13 protein-coding genes are annotated in these 18,648 nt (G+C 37.5%); 2 read left to right on the plus strand and 11 right to left on the minus strand.

Features of this window, described 5'->3' with window-relative positions:
- Nucleotides 1-44 precede the first annotated feature (44 nt).
- From EFD62_RS02590 to EFD62_RS02635, 10 genes are all read right to left on the minus strand, one after another.
- The gene (locus tag EFD62_RS02590; protein WP_069193878.1) at nt 45-263 is read right to left on the minus strand and encodes a hypothetical protein; all 219 of its coding nucleotides are present in this window, start codon (nt 261-263) and stop codon (nt 45-47) included.
- A 55-nt stretch (nt 264-318) separates the two neighbouring features.
- Nucleotides 319-1,203: a hypothetical protein gene (locus EFD62_RS02595; protein ID WP_069193879.1), complete on the minus strand. Its 885-nt coding sequence runs from the start codon at nt 1,201-1,203 to the stop codon at nt 319-321.
- Nucleotides 1,197-2,174 (minus strand): hypothetical protein, encoded by a 978-nt coding sequence (locus EFD62_RS02600; RefSeq protein ID WP_069193880.1) that lies wholly within the window; start codon nt 2,172-2,174, stop codon nt 1,197-1,199. The genes EFD62_RS02595 and EFD62_RS02600 overlap by 7 nt, the downstream gene beginning before the upstream one ends.
- Nucleotides 2,152-3,609 (minus strand): ATPase, T2SS/T4P/T4SS family, encoded by a 1,458-nt coding sequence (locus EFD62_RS02605; protein ID WP_069193881.1) that lies wholly within the window; start codon nt 3,607-3,609, stop codon nt 2,152-2,154. The genes EFD62_RS02600 and EFD62_RS02605 overlap by 23 nt, the downstream gene beginning before the upstream one ends.
- A 20-nt stretch (nt 3,610-3,629) precedes the next feature.
- Nucleotides 3,630-4,466 carry an ATPase gene (locus tag EFD62_RS02610; protein WP_128705704.1) on the minus strand — a complete coding sequence of 279 codons (837 nt, stop codon included), beginning with the start codon at nt 4,464-4,466 and terminating at the stop codon, nt 3,630-3,632.
- Complete coding sequence (locus EFD62_RS02615) at nt 4,436-5,320, minus strand: CpaB family protein (RefSeq protein WP_069196264.1); 885 nt, start codon at nt 5,318-5,320, stop codon at nt 4,436-4,438. Before EFD62_RS02615 ends, EFD62_RS02610 begins: the two co-directional genes overlap by 31 nt.
- Nucleotides 5,321-5,496: 176 nt before the next feature.
- Entirely contained in the window at nt 5,497-6,909 is a 1,413-nt protein-coding gene (locus EFD62_RS02620) for a P-loop NTPase family protein (protein ID WP_069193883.1), read from the minus strand.
- 247 nt (nt 6,910-7,156) lie between these two features.
- A complete protein-coding gene (locus EFD62_RS02625) occupies nt 7,157-9,304 on the minus strand; it encodes a glycoside hydrolase family 9 protein (RefSeq protein WP_069196265.1) in 2,148 nt (715 codons plus the stop codon).
- Nucleotides 9,305-9,812: 508 nt separating this feature from the next.
- Nucleotides 9,813-14,663, minus strand: coding sequence for a glycoside hydrolase family 9 protein (locus EFD62_RS02630; protein WP_128705705.1), 4,851 nt, complete (start codon nt 14,661-14,663; stop codon nt 9,813-9,815).
- 639 nt (nt 14,664-15,302) lie between these two features.
- Nucleotides 15,303-15,941 (minus strand): TraR/DksA C4-type zinc finger protein, encoded by a 639-nt coding sequence (locus EFD62_RS02635; RefSeq protein ID WP_069193885.1) that lies wholly within the window; start codon nt 15,939-15,941, stop codon nt 15,303-15,305.
- 225 nt (nt 15,942-16,166) lie between these two features.
- Here EFD62_RS02635 and EFD62_RS02640 point away from each other — a divergent pair, with 225 nt between their 5' ends.
- On the plus strand, nt 16,167-16,973 hold the full coding sequence (locus EFD62_RS02640) for an S-methyl-5'-thioadenosine phosphorylase (protein ID WP_069193886.1): 807 nt from the start codon (nt 16,167-16,169) through the stop codon (nt 16,971-16,973).
- A 31-nt stretch (nt 16,974-17,004) separates the two neighbouring features.
- The gene (gene mtnA / locus EFD62_RS02645) at nt 17,005-18,033 is read left to right on the plus strand and encodes an S-methyl-5-thioribose-1-phosphate isomerase (RefSeq protein ID WP_069193887.1); all 1,029 of its coding nucleotides are present in this window, start codon (nt 17,005-17,007) and stop codon (nt 18,031-18,033) included.
- Nucleotides 18,034-18,097: 64 nt separating this feature from the next.
- On the opposite strand, the gene EFD62_RS02650 is transcribed toward mtnA, so the two are convergent.
- Nucleotides 18,098-18,472, minus strand: a complete 375-nt coding sequence (locus EFD62_RS02650; RefSeq protein ID WP_069193888.1) for a metal-dependent transcriptional regulator — start codon at nt 18,470-18,472, stop codon at nt 18,098-18,100.
- Between the last annotated feature and the right edge of the window lie 176 nt (nt 18,473-18,648).

Raw genomic sequence — 18,648 nt, forward strand, 5'->3', positions numbered from 1 at the left:
GGTTCTATTGATATCGCCGGGTATACCTCCTTAAATACAATGTATTAACCCATCAGATTCTGAATTTGCTCCCATAGGAAGTCCCATACTTGGTTTACTATACCCTCGAGCAATCCACCCTGCAATATAGTAAGAATAAGGCCCACAACTACTATCACCGCTACAGTAATAGCAATCTGCTTTACTCCAAATTCTCCCCTCTCATCTTTCAAAAACCTTTTGATTGATTTTTTCATTAACTCCTTTTTTATTGCTTTCTTCATTTAATTAACCCCCTCAGTTTTAATTTATTCTTAATATATACTTAGTAATTAATTACTAGCTAAACATTTTGATGGCATCAACGAACATAAAGTAATAGTAAATTGCAATATAAAGTGCCAATACAACAATCAATATAAGCTGCATTCTTGAGTTTTTCTGTTCTCTTTTGTTCAGTTCATCTTCAAGGGACATAACTCTTAAGTCATAAAGCTCATTTTTTAAATATGTCATCTGAGAGATATTGTCATATCCCCTAAGCCTTGTCTCCATTATATCACAAAACTTAATAATATGTCTTAATGGAACTCGTTTTTTTAGTTGCTTTAATGCATATTCTTCTCCATACTCAATATTGTCAAGAAAAACTTCAAGCTCAGCGGCCATATCCTCATTGGCATTAGGAAGATAGTCTTTCACCACATCCGCTAGATATATGTTTATAGATCTTGAATACTGGTAGTAAAGCATGTTATAGAATGAAGGAAAATCTGCCAGTATGTTATTATTCTTCTTTTCTATCATCTTCTCCAGTTCATCAACCGGATAAATCCATCCTAATACAATAAATATTAAACATGCGTAGCCTATCAGAGTATTAATATTCATGGCAATCATGGATATACCTATAGCGCCTAACACATACAATACCTGCTTTAGCCTTATTTCCTCCGGTGTTATTCTTAAGTCCAGCCTTTTTATCAAAAAACTGTACTCATTTCTTTTTATGTCACTAAGAAGCAGTTTATTCGAAAATCTTCTTAGCACTATATCTTTAAAGTACAAATACTTTTCGGCTTTCTTCTGATCCCTCTTTCTCTTTATGAAATCCCTGGAGTGTTCTTTTCTTTTGCGGGTCATAGGCTTAAAAAGAGGGTATATTAAAGTAAACACAAGATAAATTACCGCTGCTAAAGCACAAAGTTTAGAAAGTATTACCATTTGCTTTCCCCTCCCAAACTTCCAATATCGGACTGCAAAGCCTGACATCTGGCAAAGCTCAAACAGATAGCAACTATGGTCAGAGTAAGGATAAAGCGTCCCGGTGTACTCTCTAACATAAAGATTCTCAATTCTGAAATTGTCATCGAATAGGCAACAAATATCACTATCAATGCAGTTTTCATTATAAAATTCATATTCATCTTTTTGAATATTCTATTCTTTCTAGCGTTTATCTCCCTTAAGGCTGCATTTTCTTCAACTATATCAAGGAAAATATCGGCCATACCTTTACGTTCATTATACTCAAAAATAACTGCTTTTTTTGCAAAGTTGTCAAATTTCGGACCAAGCTGACGATTTAGTATTTCCATTGCTCTTCTGAAAGAATAGCCGTAGCTTTCACAGTTTTCTACGAATTGAATAAAAAACGGCCTTATATCAGCGCTGAGATACTCATCGGACTCCAGGACCTTTTTTATTGCTACAAGGACTCCGTCCCTTGCCAATGGACAAATCAAATCCTCGGCATCCATAATGCTCTCAATTTTAGCCGATTTTATGTTTCTCGACCTCATAGTAAAGTATGTAATAACACCAACCAGCAGGGAGATAGCAACCAATGCGGATAGTGTAACATCCTTTAAAAAGAACACAATCACCAAAACTAAAGCCGCAAAAAGTATGCTGATGAATGAGTTAAATCCTTCTAAGGTTAGAGGCAGGTTATAGTCGAAAATTATATTCTCAACTATCCTGTTGTATTTTGATATTATATTCTCATTGGACTTAACTATTTTATTTCTTTTTATTCTCCCAAGATATTTCTTAGTGTTATGATCGGCAATGGCATCAATTACATAACTAAAAAAATTCTTCAAATCACTAAGAAGCCTGAGGTTTAGCACTGTATTCAATATGTATAACAGCAATAGTCCAATAACTATGCTAAATATTGCGTTTAACAGCATCTATATCGTAAACCTCCTCTTCATCGTCATTAACTGGAGACGTGAGGAATTCAAATTTGCTCCGCTTAATTCCTGCTTTCATCATTCTGTCAGTGAGTTCTTCCGAAATACAGCCCACTCTTTTGTGCCTACCTACTATTGCTCTAACCTGACCAGTAACAGGGTCCTCATCAACATCTTCAGGAACAAATTTATATATTTGATTAATAATAGGCTTTAAGCCTTCGGATCCTTTAACCTCTGAAATCGATGTAACTTTACGGGTTCCGTCAGCCAGTTTTTCTTGAAATATGACAAATTTTACAGCAGTACATATATTTCTCAGCGCCAATTCCGCAGGTTCTTTGGATTTTATAAGGTATGCTGTGAGGAACCTGTAAATAGCCTCCTTATCACCTTCTGCATGCAGAGTTGTGAAGAAATAGTGTCCTGTCTGGGCAGCACGCAGAGCAGTCTCAAACTCACCAGGAGAACGAAGCTCTCCTGGGCCTATCCAGTGTGGAGATTGTCTCATGGCATTTATCAATAGGTTTTCCATTGTCGCAGGACTGCTGTCGTCATCGTCAGGAACGCACTCATACTGAAGTACGTCATTTATAACCCTTTCATTAGGGTCGTCATTTTTATGCCTTAGGAGCCTATACTCCGCAGGATTTTCTATTGTTATAATACGGCACAGAGGATCAATCTGCTTTATCAAAACTTCATTCAGTGTGGTCTTTCCGCTTCCGGTAGGTCCCGCTGTCATCCAAGAAAGATTGGCCCTAGGCATTAGCGAAAGAAGCCTGAACATATTCACTGAAAATGACTTCTCCTGTATCATCTCCAGCGGAGTCAGTGTGTACTTCTTAAACTTTCTTACCAGAAATGCAGGATTGCCATAGGGAGAAATATCCGCATGGGTAGCATTAACCCTGTAGCCTTCTATGGTACGAGCATTTACCATTGGAGTCCTTGGGGTCAGCCTCACTTTAGATACGCCGATAAGCTTGGCAATTATTCTTTCCATATGCTCTCTGTCGGTAAAGCACTTGTCCCAAATTTCGGTCTTACCTCTTTTTTCCACAAATATCTGCTGCGGTCCATTGGCTCTAATTTCGTCTATCAGAGGATCCTCCATTGCATCTGTTATAGGACCATATTGTGTAATTTCATCTATAAGAGCATTCCTTAACGTAGAAAGATCTTCAAAACCTTCAACTTCAGGCTTTTGAGTTTCAACATAGTCAATTATGTATCTTTCTGTTATTTCTCTTTTTTTACTTGGATCTTCAATCCTTCTGTAGAAATTTGTCGCCACATTGCTTATATACTGTTGACACTGCTTTAGACACTCCTCAAAGGTCATGGATGTCAGTTTACTGCCTGAACTATTGGCCCTATGTATATATTTTGCTTTCTTTTGAAGCTCACTTACAGTACTTCTTGATAACATTTTAAGCCCTCCAAAAACCTTTACTGTTTAGTCAATAAATTAACTAATAAATTCATTGATTCCTTGTATTTCTTATTAATTATCAAGCTATCAGTAATATATACTCTTCCCTCAAGGGAGAGATCAATGGCACCTGATACGAACGGAAATTCAGCAATAAGCTTCAATTTCATATCTTCTATTATTGTTTTGTCATACTTAATGCCATATAAATTATTCATAATTACATTCATAAGCTTTGATACACCAATTCCCAAAGATCCGATAAACTCTAAAAGCCTATTGGTGTTCTGAGGGCAATCAATCCGTTCACCCCATATAAAGAATCCTACATTGCAATTCTTTATGGAGGAAACACAAAACTCCAACGGTGGAATATTGGGAATATCTATAAGTACAAAATCAAAAGCCTCTTTAAGAGAATTTATCACCCTATCGACATCGTCCATTTGAAAGTCAAAGTAGTCCTCCATTGGATCGGATGGACTTGGAGACAACAGATATAAGTTCTTATATCTGGTCTCATTTATCACATCTTTTATATCAACCTTGTCACTTCTGCAAATCCTTATAAGTCCTTTTCCTGCTGCATTTGCTTCACAATCGAGCAGCTTGTATACTCTCGGATAGAAAACATTTGCATCTAAAATACATGTATTAAACCCCTTTTGAGCTATTGCCACAGCAAGATTAACAAGCAGAATGGAAGAATCCGAGCAATCCGAAGCAGGAATAAAGCCTATAACATTGTCAATAATTTTATTTGTCTCCAGCTCGTTGTATATCTTATCCCTTGGAGACAACTTCCCAAGAAAGGATTTGAGCTCTAGTCCCTCGTTCCGCTCTCTGTTATCCATGACTCTACCTCCTTTTCAATTACAGGAAGCTGGTCTAGTACCTCATCATTTCCATCCCTGCTTAGTATGGTAAAAGTAAATACGGCATCCTGTTGACCATTTAATTTCGCATACTTATTTACCTGTTCCTTTGTAGCTGCAAGAAGCAATGATTCAGCTTTAACACTCTGCAAAAACTCACGGCTTTTCATTGTCTCCTGTCTTTGCTTATCATTCAGCTTCAGAACCTCTTTTATGACTTCATATATAGAATGTCCCGAGGAGTTAATAAGGTCCTTTACACGAATACTATCAAATAATATTTCAGTTTTCTTAGTCTTTTGCGAACCGCCATACACCATACCGTTTGCAGGCTGTTGCATCGGATTTTCTTCAGTATATGTAACCCTTACCCTTACCAAATCTCCCGGACGCAGTATATCTCCACCGCATTCAAGATAATCATACCTTACCGTAAGAACTTCATAATCCTTTTCCAGCTCATACAGCCATTCATTTTGAAGCGGTTTTTCATCTGTAATCTGATCATAATAAATGGGGTCTCCATTTCTTATATAATACAGGCTGTACTTATCGAGAACAGTATCCACTTTGTCATAGGTAATCATATCTTCTTTGAATTCTTTTTTGATAATGGAATACTTCATGATATTATCTTTAGTTATTTGTGTCTTGGCAGGTAAACCGCCTGAAGACTTAATGACAACAATATCAACGGTATCCTTCGCAGAATTGTTTAAATTATTTAGAAAAATAAACGCTCCAATAATAACTGCTATACTAAAGAATATTGCCAGCAACTTTTTTGGCAGTTGATTGCCGGGTTTTATACTCTTAATACTGTTAATATCCATAATTGCACCCCCAATTAAAAATACCACTTAAATCATCTTAAGCAAATTAGCTTTTTTTCTTAAAATAATGACATAAAATAACAATCTTTATGCCCCATAATATTGATTATACTAACTATGCAAATCTTTTTCAATACAAATAAAAAACTTTTATGTTCATTCAACTCGCTGTAGCTTTATAACAAATTTTTGAGTATTGTGAAATAATGATTTTTATAAACTTTATTTATCGAAGCAATTTTTTGCCCCGAGTCAATTTGAAGATCAAATTCTCTTGAATACGGAACAATTCCAGCCGGATTCAAATCATCACCGTATCCTCCCAGTTCACATATAATTTTTGAGGTTAACTCCGGAGAAAAGGTTTTACCGTTATGTCTGTTTGCTTCATTGTATTTGGTCAACACCGGTCTGGACTTCACGTTGAACAAAACCAGGTCCTCCTTCATAAAAAGCTCTTCTACAGTCCTTACGGTACTGATTATCGAATACAGATTGTTGTTTAAACACAAAGCTATACTATCTATCTGAGTTAGCAACTGAGAATACTTGCCTAATGTACTTATAGGCATATCTATTAAAACTACATTGAATTTAAGTCTTAAAAAGTTGATAAACGCCGATAGTCTTTTAATATCAATTATTTCCAGCAATTTATCCTTAGAGGATATTGAATAGGCTAAAGTGGTAACAAATAAATTGTCATTAATTCTACAAGAGTTAATATCATAGGAATCCGGCTTTATAATACATCTAATCAATGAATAGGACAGATCCGGATTATACTCAACTTCATCTCCGAATTTGGAGAAATATAAATTTATGCCCCTATACTCGATATCCATATCTACTACTATTGTAGAAAGACCCTGTGCACTCGACTCTATAGCCAGATTAGCTGCTGTACTTGTAGCCCCAGCCCCTCTGCATCCGGTGACTATAACTACCTTTCTGAAATCTTTGGACACCAGAGAAATTTTTTGCTTAGGCTGCGCAGAAGTACTGATTATTGAACTATTTGTCGCATCGCTCTCAATATTATCCTCTTTTGTATTTGATTTTGAGAAGAAAGGCAATTTTCTACCGAATATGGATTTTGACCTTTCCGATAATGTTTGAGTCAGTTTGCCTTCAGAAGCTTTGGAAGTATCTGCCGGTGATTGGGTTTCTGCATGGTGAACTTTTTGGGGTTTTTTATTCTGGTTCTTTAAGCAAACTTCCTGAATATATGATATTGGAATGCGCACATTGTCAACAAAAAATACTTCAAACCTACTGTCACCCGATACCACGTTATTAAATTCATTAAGATAAGCTGGATCCTTTGTAATAAACTTTAATGTAATCTCCGGATATGAGCTGTTCATTAATTCTTTTAGACTGTTTAAAGTGTCTATAAAATTTTCATTACTTTCGACAATACCGGCATCCATCAATAATATGCTGTCAAAATCCAAGCTGTTCCTTATTAAGTAATTAAGAGCATCCTCGAAAGTATTTTCAATATGTATCACCTCGATATCCCGGTTCTCCTCCAAGGATTTCTTAAGCATCTCGCTTTTTGAACCAGCAATAAGGTATAACTTCATTACAATCACCCTTCATATTGTATTTCATGTTATTCACATAACTTCGGTAAACTTAAAAATGAAATCGTTAAATTCGTAAAAAAATCACCAAATATAATGAAAAGTATACCATGATAATTATTCTATTTCAATTCTTAGCATTAATAATAAAATAAAAGCCCCTTTCATTTCATTCCAAGAGGATAAATAAAAGAGCCATCCTGTTTTTCAGGACAGCCCTTATTAAAAGTATACTTCAAATGATAGTTTATTTTACCGGAAAAGTATTTATTATTCCAAGTAGATATCTATTCATTAATGTAACATCGGTGGAATTTACATTGCCATCTCCGTTTAAATCAGCAGCCAACAATTTATTGCTATCGGTCAATATAGTAACCTTGAGCACATGTCTTTTTAGGATTGTAAGGTCTGTTGAATTAATCTTACCATCACCGTTTATGTCCCCTACTTTATTTTTATTATCAGGAGTTGGAGTCGGCACAGTCTGTGTAGGTGTTGGATTTGGGTCAACACCACCGGGAACCTCTCCAAAAATTCTTGTTGTTCCGTCATAAACAGGCATATATATAGTCTTTGTCACCTCTTTGGTAAGTCCCTGGAATGAGAAGTCGTTTGATGGATCCCAGAATTTAGTACCCGGAGGTGCTGCAATACGGAACTGAAGCTCTGCGGAATACTGCTCCTGTCCTATCGGGCAGATATTAGTTCCATCAACATAGGATATATTAATATAGTATATATTCCCTTCCAGCTTGGTAAGTGGTGAAATTTCGACATCCATACCACTCTCACAATAACCTATTGTTACTTTAATATCATCAACAGTATAACCCGCTTCAAAAACCTCAGTTAAATCTACATAATAGTTATATGAAAGATCTTTGATAAGTCTTGCCGGCCAAGATGAGCGGTTATTGAGCAATGCTTTTATTTCGGTATAATGTTCTCCGTTCTGGTTTATAGATGCCTCTACAAAAAACTCATCTTCTCTTTCTTCCGGTGTAGGGAAGTTTGCCAGAGGAGTTCCGCCATATTCCGCAGTCATCCTGCAGAGCACACCCACAAAACCTGCATTATAGTCAGTTGCAACCTCGTTCTTTACATAATCTTCTATATCGTCTTTGTAGCTGTCATCTTTTCCCGGACCTCCAACCAAAGCACCGTAAAGGACATGTCTGTGCTTATCAGGAATATCTCTCTTATCCAACCATGTTCCATGGGCGGTTCTGTGGTGAGGACGCTGCGGCGGATTATTTCCAAATCCTATCACATAGCTTCTCTTGTCAGGATTTGAGCCCAAGGCATAGTCAATCTGGCTTTTTGCAAAATTATAATATTTTTGCTTAAGAGCCGTATCAGTTATTGAATCTGAATACACCAAAGCCAGGAAAGCAGCAGTTGTAGCATATCTCAATGGTCCCCAAGTGTCAAGGTGTGCAAGCCCTCCGGCAGTATATGAAACACTCTTGCCGTTATGTCCTTGAGGTGTCCACCAATCCAGATGCATCTGAGCAAATCTATGATACTCCTCTTTGCCGGTAGCCCTTGCAAGCAAAATCATAGCTCCATAGTGACAATCATCCCAGCAATGTGCCCATTGGTATTCGATATCTGTAGTCTGATTTTGACGATTTAATTTTGGAATATAGGATTCCGCTTTTTCAAGATAGAATTCATCACCTGTCGCCAGATAAAGCCATGTAGCGGACCATAACAGTTCATCCCAAAATCCGCTGTGAGAACTGTAAAAACCATCTGCTTCAGTATAAGTACTATCGCTTCTTGTGGTATCTGCAAGATTAAATAGACTCTTGGCATGCTTAAGGTATGTAGGATTATCCAGTACAATAGAACCTACAGCCAAAGCTGCAGCCATCTGACCTACCACACAGGATCCCTTTCCTACATAATAAGGTCTTTCCATTTCTTTTTCAATAACTTCTGCAGAACCCCACCATTTATGGTCAGGATTACCTGCACCAATCTGATAAACAACGCTGTCTCCCCTATCACAAGCCACAAGATAATCAAGTGCAAAGGCAAGGTTTCTTTCGAGGTACTCCCTCTGTCCTGATGCTTCAATGCCATCACCGTACTCATAAAGAGCCCAGCCAAGCATTGCTGCAGAGTATGCCATTGGTAGATTAAACTTAACGTGGTCACCTGCATCATACCATCCACCGAGGACTTCGTCATTCATTGTTGCATCACCGCGCCACTCAACACGGTTCCACTCAGGAAGTGGTCCCGCCTGCTGGCACTCATAAAAGTAAATAGCTTTCTGAAGTGCTTCTGCATAATTATAGGTTCCTGCTGCGGATACAATCCCTTGTGGAAGGATAAATGCCGTCAGCATAACCAAAGTCAGTGCAAAGCATAATGTTTTTTTCACTAAAATTCCTCCTTTAAAATAAAATAATATATTAAATATATTTATTATTTCAGTTTCAAAAACCACCTCCACTAGGAAAAACACCTACACAATATATCAAAGCATATATAGCTTTAGTTCGGGATATTTTCACTGCAGAATTTGCTTCAACGATAATAATAGCTTATTGTAAATTAGAATTGGTATATAAAAAATAAATAACGTCGAAATTTGTTGGTGCTTCGCATACTACTTTATGTAAATGTTTATTTAATATTATTATATCATAATTATACTTCCTTGTCATAGTATAATCTTTATAAGCTTTTCAAACTTACAGAGGATTTTACTTTCCTCTAAATAAAAGATTTCGAGTCCATATATCTTTTTAAGTGGGTCAAATCCCCCTTTTTCTCCTTTTTAGAAAACCCTAAAAACAACAAGGCAAAAAGGAGAAACCTTTGCGGCTTCTCCTTTAATATCAATTCAATTCAAAATCCATTCTATTTTAATTTATCTAATTAAGCTCTTACCAATCTATAGCATCTACATAGATTGTAAATTCGCCTTCACCTGAAGTCTGTATCTGTATACCCATCTGCTGAGGCCAATCCGGGTTTATATCTTCCGGAAGCGTCAGTGTGATTTCATTCCATTCATCTGTTTTAACCATGGTGTATCCCTTCCATGTTGAATTCCAGAGCGCTTCGGACCAATCAGCTGTATGGGGCATAATATATGGTTGTATAGCAGCAATAGGTGCACCTGAAGGTATCCATATTCTGTATGTTACAGTAGTGCCGGGAGCTACGATAGCATCTCCGTCTAATTTCAACTCAGCAAATCCTTCATCTTCGCTCGTTACAATCCATTTAAGAGCTTTTTCTCCCTTAAAGATCTTTTCGGTGGTGTTTTCTATAATAGCTGTTGTGCTTGTTCCTGATGTTGAAAAACCTCCAAATGTACCGTCTTCAAAGTTGAATTTGGAATTATCTCCAGTAGCAGAGATTACTGTTACTACACTTGTAAATAAGCTTGAAGCCCCCTTATTATCTGTAGCAATTAGTTTTACTTTATATGTACCTGGATTTTTATACTTATGAGTAATGGTTGCAGTCGTTGAGGTTCCTTCCAGTCCATCACCAAAATCCCATACATAGTAGGCAATCCTGCCATCAACATCTATTATATTTGATGCATCAAACAATACAGATTCGTCGGTAGTCGGTTCCTTCGGAGAGAAGTTAAATGTAGCTTGAGGTGCCTCGTTTTGGGGAACATAAGGAATAACTCTTATTATCCTCAACAAATATCTCCACAAAACAGTGTAGTCAGTTGAGTTTACAACTCCATCCAGGTAAACATCAGCCGCTGCTACATTTACATCTTCTGTTATTCCCATTATATATCTCTTGAGTAACATAAGATCTTTCGAATTTACTTTTCCGTCATTATCCAAATCTCCATGCAGTACAGGTCCAGCAGCTTCAAGAACTATATGACATGCTGTCAAAGCTGGCACTGTATATGTGAAAGTATTATCATTTATATCTACTATAGGAGTCCTTGGTGTTATATCAGCACTTCCTCTGTCAAATGCCCATACATTTCCTACTGTATACTCCTTGCTGCTGTCAATAGAGAAATTGAATGTTGTTGGCTTGTCATAGCTCTTATTTAAGAGAATAACATGGAGTTTGCCTTCATCTTCACCAACAATAGATGCATAAGCAGAACTTACTTCTATGTCGGATGTTTCACATTTAACAGAAGTATCTCCAAACTTGCCGCCTTTACCATCGTAGTTGGTATAAAGGTTTATACCGGCTTCAGTATAATTATTGCTTGCGTCTCCCCAAAATGTAGCAAGATATATGCCATATTTACCGAATATACCGAGAACATCGGCTTCGGCAATACCTCCGGTAATGTGTTGTCCTCCACCGTAATCATATTCGGTTATTGCAAGCTTTGTTCCTGGATAATACTGTTCAATGGAGTCGAAAATATTCGGCAATAACGGAAGGAAATTTTGCTTCCATTGTCCAATCCAGCTATTTTCAATATATGTTGGATCCCATAATGTTCTAGGTGCCTGCAGCCTTGCTTTGTTGGTCTCAATATTTCTTATGTCCTCTCCAAAGCATATTCTTGCACCGCCTCCTGTTGCTTCCGGATACCAGTGTACGTCGAGTACATCCAGAAGTCTCTTGCCTTCATCTTCGGAAGCCTCTTTCATTTTATCAAGGTAATAGTCTAAGAACCACCTGTATCCTTCTCCTTCAGTCTCCCAGTCAGAAGCTGACTGCAAGGATTCATATGCAGCAAAACCATATAAAGCAGGTCCAAATATTTCTGCATACGGATCTACATTTTTAACTGCCTTAGAAAGTTCTACAGATTTCTCAATAAGCTCTTCACAAGTTACATTATTTGGATGGATCCTTGAATGAGTATGACTCCACAATGCCGGTTCATTATCAATTGAATATCCCTTTATTCCAGTTTTTGTGGATGCATTTCCGTACTTGTTTACGAGGAAGTTTACAAACTCGTCCATGTAAACATAATCATCATCTGTATCCGGTGTAAGCGAGAAAGGTGCACCCTTTTCAAACTTAACTTCCTTCCATCTTGCAGATGGTGCAGTATCAGCCTCTGCAACGGCACCGTCTCCGTCTGCAGAAACATAACCTGCAGCCTGAAGAGTCACAATTGAGTAAGGAATATTCTTATTAAGTGCCTTATCATGGAATGTAGTAACTACAGAAGCAGGTGTATCCCATTCTTCCTTAGGTACCCCTCCATCTTGTAAAAGGTACGTATCGCTGAAATGCAACCAGTCGCTTCCGGCATTTGAGAAGTTGTTTTCCCAGTTATATCCTGTTGTTCTGTTTCCGCCAAATCTTTTTGCAGTTACTGTTGCATCAAGATCCTGATTGCTACCATAGATATATGGGCTGATGGCCTTTCTTTCAGCTGAAGTATCTATCTTGACATTAACTACCTTAGCAGATTCCGTAGGAGTTGGAATATCAATAGTCGGTGTCGCAGACGGAGTTGCTTCTGGTGTAGGTTCTGGAGTTATTACCGGTGTAGGTTCCGGGTTTACATCCACACCTTGATTTGCAAAAGCAGACATAAATACCAATGCTGAATTCCAGTATACTGTATGTTCATTAGCTACCCAGTCACCGCTGCTTCTTGTGTAGCATTTAGCTGCAAACCTTGACAGGCCGGCACCTTCATAAGTATTTGGTCCCCCTGGCATGTAGCCTTTTGGAATTCCTTGTTTACCGTCCAAATTGTAAATGTTGCTAAATACCCCTTTAACGGAATCCTCTCCATATCCCGATACAAAGCTGAAACGGAGCGGATTGGTACCAAGCAACCAGTTAAGTGATCCAAAACCTAATTTTGATACTCTGTCACTGTATTTATCAAGAAGCTGCGAACCTATAATCGCGTCCATAGGAGTATTCATAATCTGCATATTAATTCCCCAGAAGTAATTTCCGGGAACAATTGCATTTTTCCAAGGATTGTTCTCGTATCTTGAAAGTGTATTGTCAAGCCAGATTCCAAATTCTGTATCAATCCAATTTTCAACTTCTGCATCCCTGTTTTCCGATTTCAAGTATGAAAGGAACGCTGTAAGCCACATATCACCCCATGTATGAGCGTATGAATACTGATCTTCAAACTTTTGAGCAAAAGACTCATAGTTTTCTTTAAAATATGTATGATATACTTCTTCACCGGTAGCTCTGTAAAGAGAAGCTGCCGCCCAGAGCCTATCACCGCCGTCATCATGTACATTGTACGGACCCGCAGGTGAAACAATGTTTTTCGGATTGTTTTCAAGGAAAGTCCATGCATCTATTGCTGCTTCCAAACACTCTTGGGCAAAGTCAGCGTCAATATCTCTGTAAATCAAGTAAGCATGAGCAAGTACTCCAGCAGCACACGCAGTATCATCAGTAGTACAGCCATTTTGATCTCTAATTATTCTTGATGTTATGTTTTCGTCATTATCCGACTGAACTCTAGGATAGAATCCTCCACTTTCCTTGTCCTGCATTTTCAACATCCATTCAAGCTCCCAACGAGCTTCGTCAAGAATGTCCGGTACTCCGTTTCCGCTCTCTGGAATGTTGAACTGACCGTCAACAAACTGAGAAGGGAATGTTTCATATGCCCAGAATAAGTCAGAAACAGCAGTTGCTCCAGCGTTTACATACTTACCGAAGTCTCCTGCATCATACCATCCTTTTGTAATGTCTATCGGATCCTTTTTGCCGGATGCAAATACTGCCTGTGCATCTTGAGGCGTAATGTCCTTACGAGGATATCCGAGCGCATAGGGTTCTTCGAGCTCTATACCCTGACGTTGATAATAGAAATACCTTGCAGAATCGGTAATCAGAGATTTGTAAATATCTTCACCGATTTCAAACTTTGGTGAGTTATCAACACCTTCTATACTGATGTAGTATTTGCCCGGTTCAGTCAGACTGCTAAAGTCTGCTTTTAGTATTTTTTCACCGGAATCAATAGGCTCATACTCTGTTACAAGAGTTAATTTTCCAGTATATGCAGTAGAATTGTCTGCAGCATTTATTACAGTAAATTTGTCACCTGCTGCTGCAGCAAGTTCACCTTCAAAACCAGTAACCAAAGCGTATTTTTCCGATTCAGGAATAAAGCCCAGCTGGTTAACCTTGATTGCAGGCGCTGCCTTTTCATTATCTTCCGATGTAACCTTTATGTCACTAAACCATACTGTAAATGGGTCACCATGTCTTTTGGAGAACACTAGACAGGTAACTGATGAAGGATCAAATCCATTATTAATAAGCATAAAATCCCTCAAAGGAATCTTAACATGCTGCCATTCTGTGGTTATTTCTACATAATTTGAGATTACTGTAGAGACATCAATCTCAAGTCCTAGGGAACGTTCGTAAACCTTATCCCTAAAACCTATAATAAACTCTTCTCCACCTTCTTTACCCTTAATGTCAAATTCAAGATAACCGTTTTCAACATACTGTGAAAGATCGTGGGTGTTCCATCCTCTTACAGTCAGAAGGGAAATCCACCATGCGGATTGAAGCGGGGTTTGAACGCTCAACCTTAAAGTCGGCAAACCATTGTATTTAACAGTTGTATCAAGGGGAAGGGTATCATTGACAGTTTCAAGCTCGCCCATACCGCTTCCTGACCAGCCAACCACAGGAGCATCCTTGAATATCTGTACATCTTGGAGCTTCCTGTAGCCTTCAGGCGCAACATTCTCGGCACTTGCAGCAAATTGCGGAGCAATCATTGTAAACATCATAGCAAGTACCAAAAGTAGTGATAAACTTCTCTTTGCCATATTTCACACTCCTTAAATTTTTTTTATATTAAAATTTACGCAGATGTTGACATGCAAAAACACCAACAATTACAAAGTAATGTTTTTGGGAAATACTCTTCATGCAAACTGGAAATATTGAAATGAAAATAGAGCAAATTCATTGAATGGAGTCAACTTTAATAAAAATGAGCTTCATAAAAAAACGTTATCTGTCACAAGCCCATAAAATCATCGAGCTTATGTCAAGGATATTCAATGCTGCAAAGCATAATTCGAATATTATCAGGTAGCTTTTAAGATAGTTTATACACCTTGTCTATAAATCTCAATAATAACCAGTTGCTTTCAAGTAACCTGCCAAAAACACATTTTTAATTGAGGATTAAGTTAATGTCAACATAGTGCGCAAGTTTTTACCTGCAAAGCAATTGATTAATATGATTTTCAAAATTCAAGTAAATATTATCATAATTTCAAAAAATAATCCATACACTGCGAAGAATAATTCGTATTTATATTTTTTTTGAGGGGGCAAAATAGTTGAATGATAAAAAACATAATACAAAAGCCTTCATTCATCAAATATGAGATCATAATAGCAATGTATATAAATATGTGCATCGGATAAATGAAGGCTGTAAGTGTAAAGAACAACACTTAAGGCAATTGTCTCTTATATTCCTCATTGGAAATGTTGTCCATTCTATCAACTACGCCTTGTTTGTCAATCTCATTCGTAAAATATTCCTCAAAGTCGTGATATCCCCCCATATCCTGGGGCGTATCCGATGAACCGTATTTCAAAAGGTCGTTAAACTGATCCATACCCTCATTTTCATCATCTTCTCGCCGATTAAGATACTTTCTGCCAAAAGGTGCATCCCATATCAATTCCTCAACCGGCCTTTGTCTATCCAAGTTTTCTATTGTTATCTCTTTACTGGTTTCACAATCTATGCAAAGTCTTGTATAAGGTAATACCTCAAGCCTCTCTTCATCAATTTCCTTGGCACACAATTCACATTTTCCGTAGTTCCCTTTATCTATCCTTATTAAAGCATCATGAATATCTTTTAGCAAATGTTCTTCATGGACCTTCAGCGCATTATTGAGCTCTGCATGGAAAAGATCTGTTCCCAATTCTGCAGGGTGGTTATCATAGTTTGATAGCTCGTCGGGAGCTTCCATATCCTGCTCAGCTATATCATGTTCCTTCATAAGGTTTATAGTTTTCTCTATGCCCTTTCCCTCTTTTATAAGCAACTGTCTGAAAAATTCTTTTCTGTTGTCATCCACTCCATTTACCTCCCTAAATAATAATTCGATGTTCAATGATTTTTTAAGATATACTAAAATAATATTTTTAATAAAACTATTGATAATATATTTAGATTGGCTTAAAAAATCGTTTTTTATTGAAGGTTTATGATGGAAGCACGGCTTTACACAATTTAATTGAAAATTTATACTTTTATAAATATAATAAAGTATATTAAAAAATTCTTTTCAGGGAGGTTTACGATGAATTATAAAGCTGATATCGGTGTTTTTGGAGGCTCAGGTTTTTATTCATTTCTTGAAAATGTTGAAGAAATAGAAATGGAAACCCCTTATGGGAAACCCAGTGACAAAATTGCAATTGCAACCTATGGAGACAAGAAAATTGCTTTTTTGCCCCGTCATGGCAAAAACCACCAATTTCCACCCCATATGATACCTTATAGAGCAAATCTCTACGCCATGAAAAAGCTTGGGGTAAAAAAAATTCTGGCTCCTACATCTTCAGGTAGCCTTCAGCCCAACATTAAGCCGGGAGATTTTGTTATCTGCGACCAGTTTGTCGACAGGACAACAGGACGTAAGGATACCTTTTATGATGGTCCTGTAACTAAGCATATTAGCTCTGCGCATCCTTATTGTCCCGAGCTTAGAAAGATTGCCATCGAGGTTGGCAAGGATCTGGGAATAACAACCCACGAAAAAGGTACTGTAGTTGTTATACAAGGTCCGAGATTTTCCACCGTGGCTGAGAGCAGATGGTTTAACAAAATGGGCTGGGATGTAATTAATATGACTCAGTACCCGGAAGCCTATCTAGCTAGAGAACTGGGCATATGCTACGCGAATATATCACTTATTACTGATTATGATGCAGGTCTTGAAGGCCGTGATGACATTGCACCGGTTACTGAAGATGCTGTACTCAAAGTGTTCGCAGAAAACAATGAAAAGGTTAAGAATATGCTTTTTGAAGTAATCGGAAGAATTGACCTTGAAAATGACAAATTCACATGTTGCAACGTTGATTTAACTGGAATAGACCTATAATGTTTTAATATATTTTTAAAAGGAGAACTCAATGAAGCCGTTAGAGTATTGTAATGGAGTATTAAAATTAATAGATCAGACTTTACTTCCGGGGGAGCAAAAGATTGTAGAACTGAAAAGCTATGCCAAAGTAGCAGATGCGATAAAAGACATGATTGTAAGGGGTGCTCCTGCTATAGGTGTAACTGCCGCCTACGGTGTAGCAATAGCTTCAAAGGCTATAAATACTGATTCAAAAGATGAATTTTTCACCGATCTTGTAAAGGTCTGCGATATAATTAAAAGCACGCGTCCTACAGCTGTAAACCTGTTTTGGGCTGTTGACAGAGTGTATAATAAAGCTGTCTCAAACCGGGACAAGTCCATTGAGGAAATCAAAAACCTTATTGAAGAAGAAGCACACCTAATGGAAAAAGAAGATATTGAATCAAACAGAAGCATAGGCCGATTTGGCAATGAGTTGATAAAGGAAAATTGGACAATTCTTACCCATTGCAATGCAGGTGCTTTGGCAACCTGTGACTACGGTACTGCTTTAGGCGTTATTCGCGCGGCTCATGAATCCGGCAAAAACATCCGAGTTTTTGCCGACGAAACAAGGCCTTACCTTCAGGGCTCAAGGCTTACTGCATGGGAGCTGATGCAGGATAATATACCCGTAACACTTATATGCGACAATATGGCAGGACATTTTATGAAAGAGGGATTAATTGATTGTGTAATAGTTGGAGCTGACAGAATAGCTTTAAACGGAGATACGGCAAACAAAATCGGTACTTATTCCGTTGCTGTTCTTGCAAAGGAAAACAATATACCTTTTTATGTTGCTGCTCCTACGACAACCATTGATTTTTCCATAGAGACAGGAAAGCAAATTCCTATAGAAGAACGAAGCCCTGATGAGATAACCCATATAAAGGGCGTCAGAATAGCTCCTGAAGGTGTAAATGTAAAAAACCCTGCTTTTGACGTAACACCAAACAAATACATCTCAGCGATTATTACTGACAAAGGAATTATTTACCCGCCATACAATGAAAATATAGAAAAATACAAGTAAATAAATTGGTCACAAAAAATTCAAAAGCCTCAAATCTACTAATGAATTTGAGGCTTTACTTTGTTTATCTATTTTGACTTTCTTTATATGCCTTTTTAATCATTTCAAAGCTCTTCGGACTAATTACATGTTCGATACGGCAGGCATCCTCCCTTGCAACATCTTCATCTACCCCTAGGGAGATAAGGTAGTCCGTCAGTACTTTGTGGCGCTCATAAATGCGCTCCGCAATTTCCATTCCTTTATCGGTCAATGTTATATATCCCGATTCATCCATTAAGATGTATCCATTTTCTCTAAGCTGCTTCATAGCATAGCTAATGCTTGGCTTGGAGAAATTCATCTCATTTACTATATCAATGGACCTAACATTTCCTATCCTTTGCCTTAGTACAAGAATAGTCTCAAGGTAATTTTCAGCTGACTCTTGGATTTTCACTGTAATATCACCACCTGACATGAGAAAACTACATTTTATATGTTATCACAAATTCAAGCTCTTAACAATAGAATTTCTCCTATATATGCCATATCTGTGAATTACAAATCAACCTGTTTTTGAAAGACCCTGATTCTATCAAGAAAATTATTGAAAAATATTTCACATAGTTATTG

Origin of the sequence: Acetivibrio mesophilus, from assembly GCF_004102745.1 — a bacterium.
In the GTDB taxonomy this organism is placed as follows: domain Bacteria; phylum Bacillota; class Clostridia; order Acetivibrionales; family Acetivibrionaceae; genus Hungateiclostridium; species Hungateiclostridium mesophilum.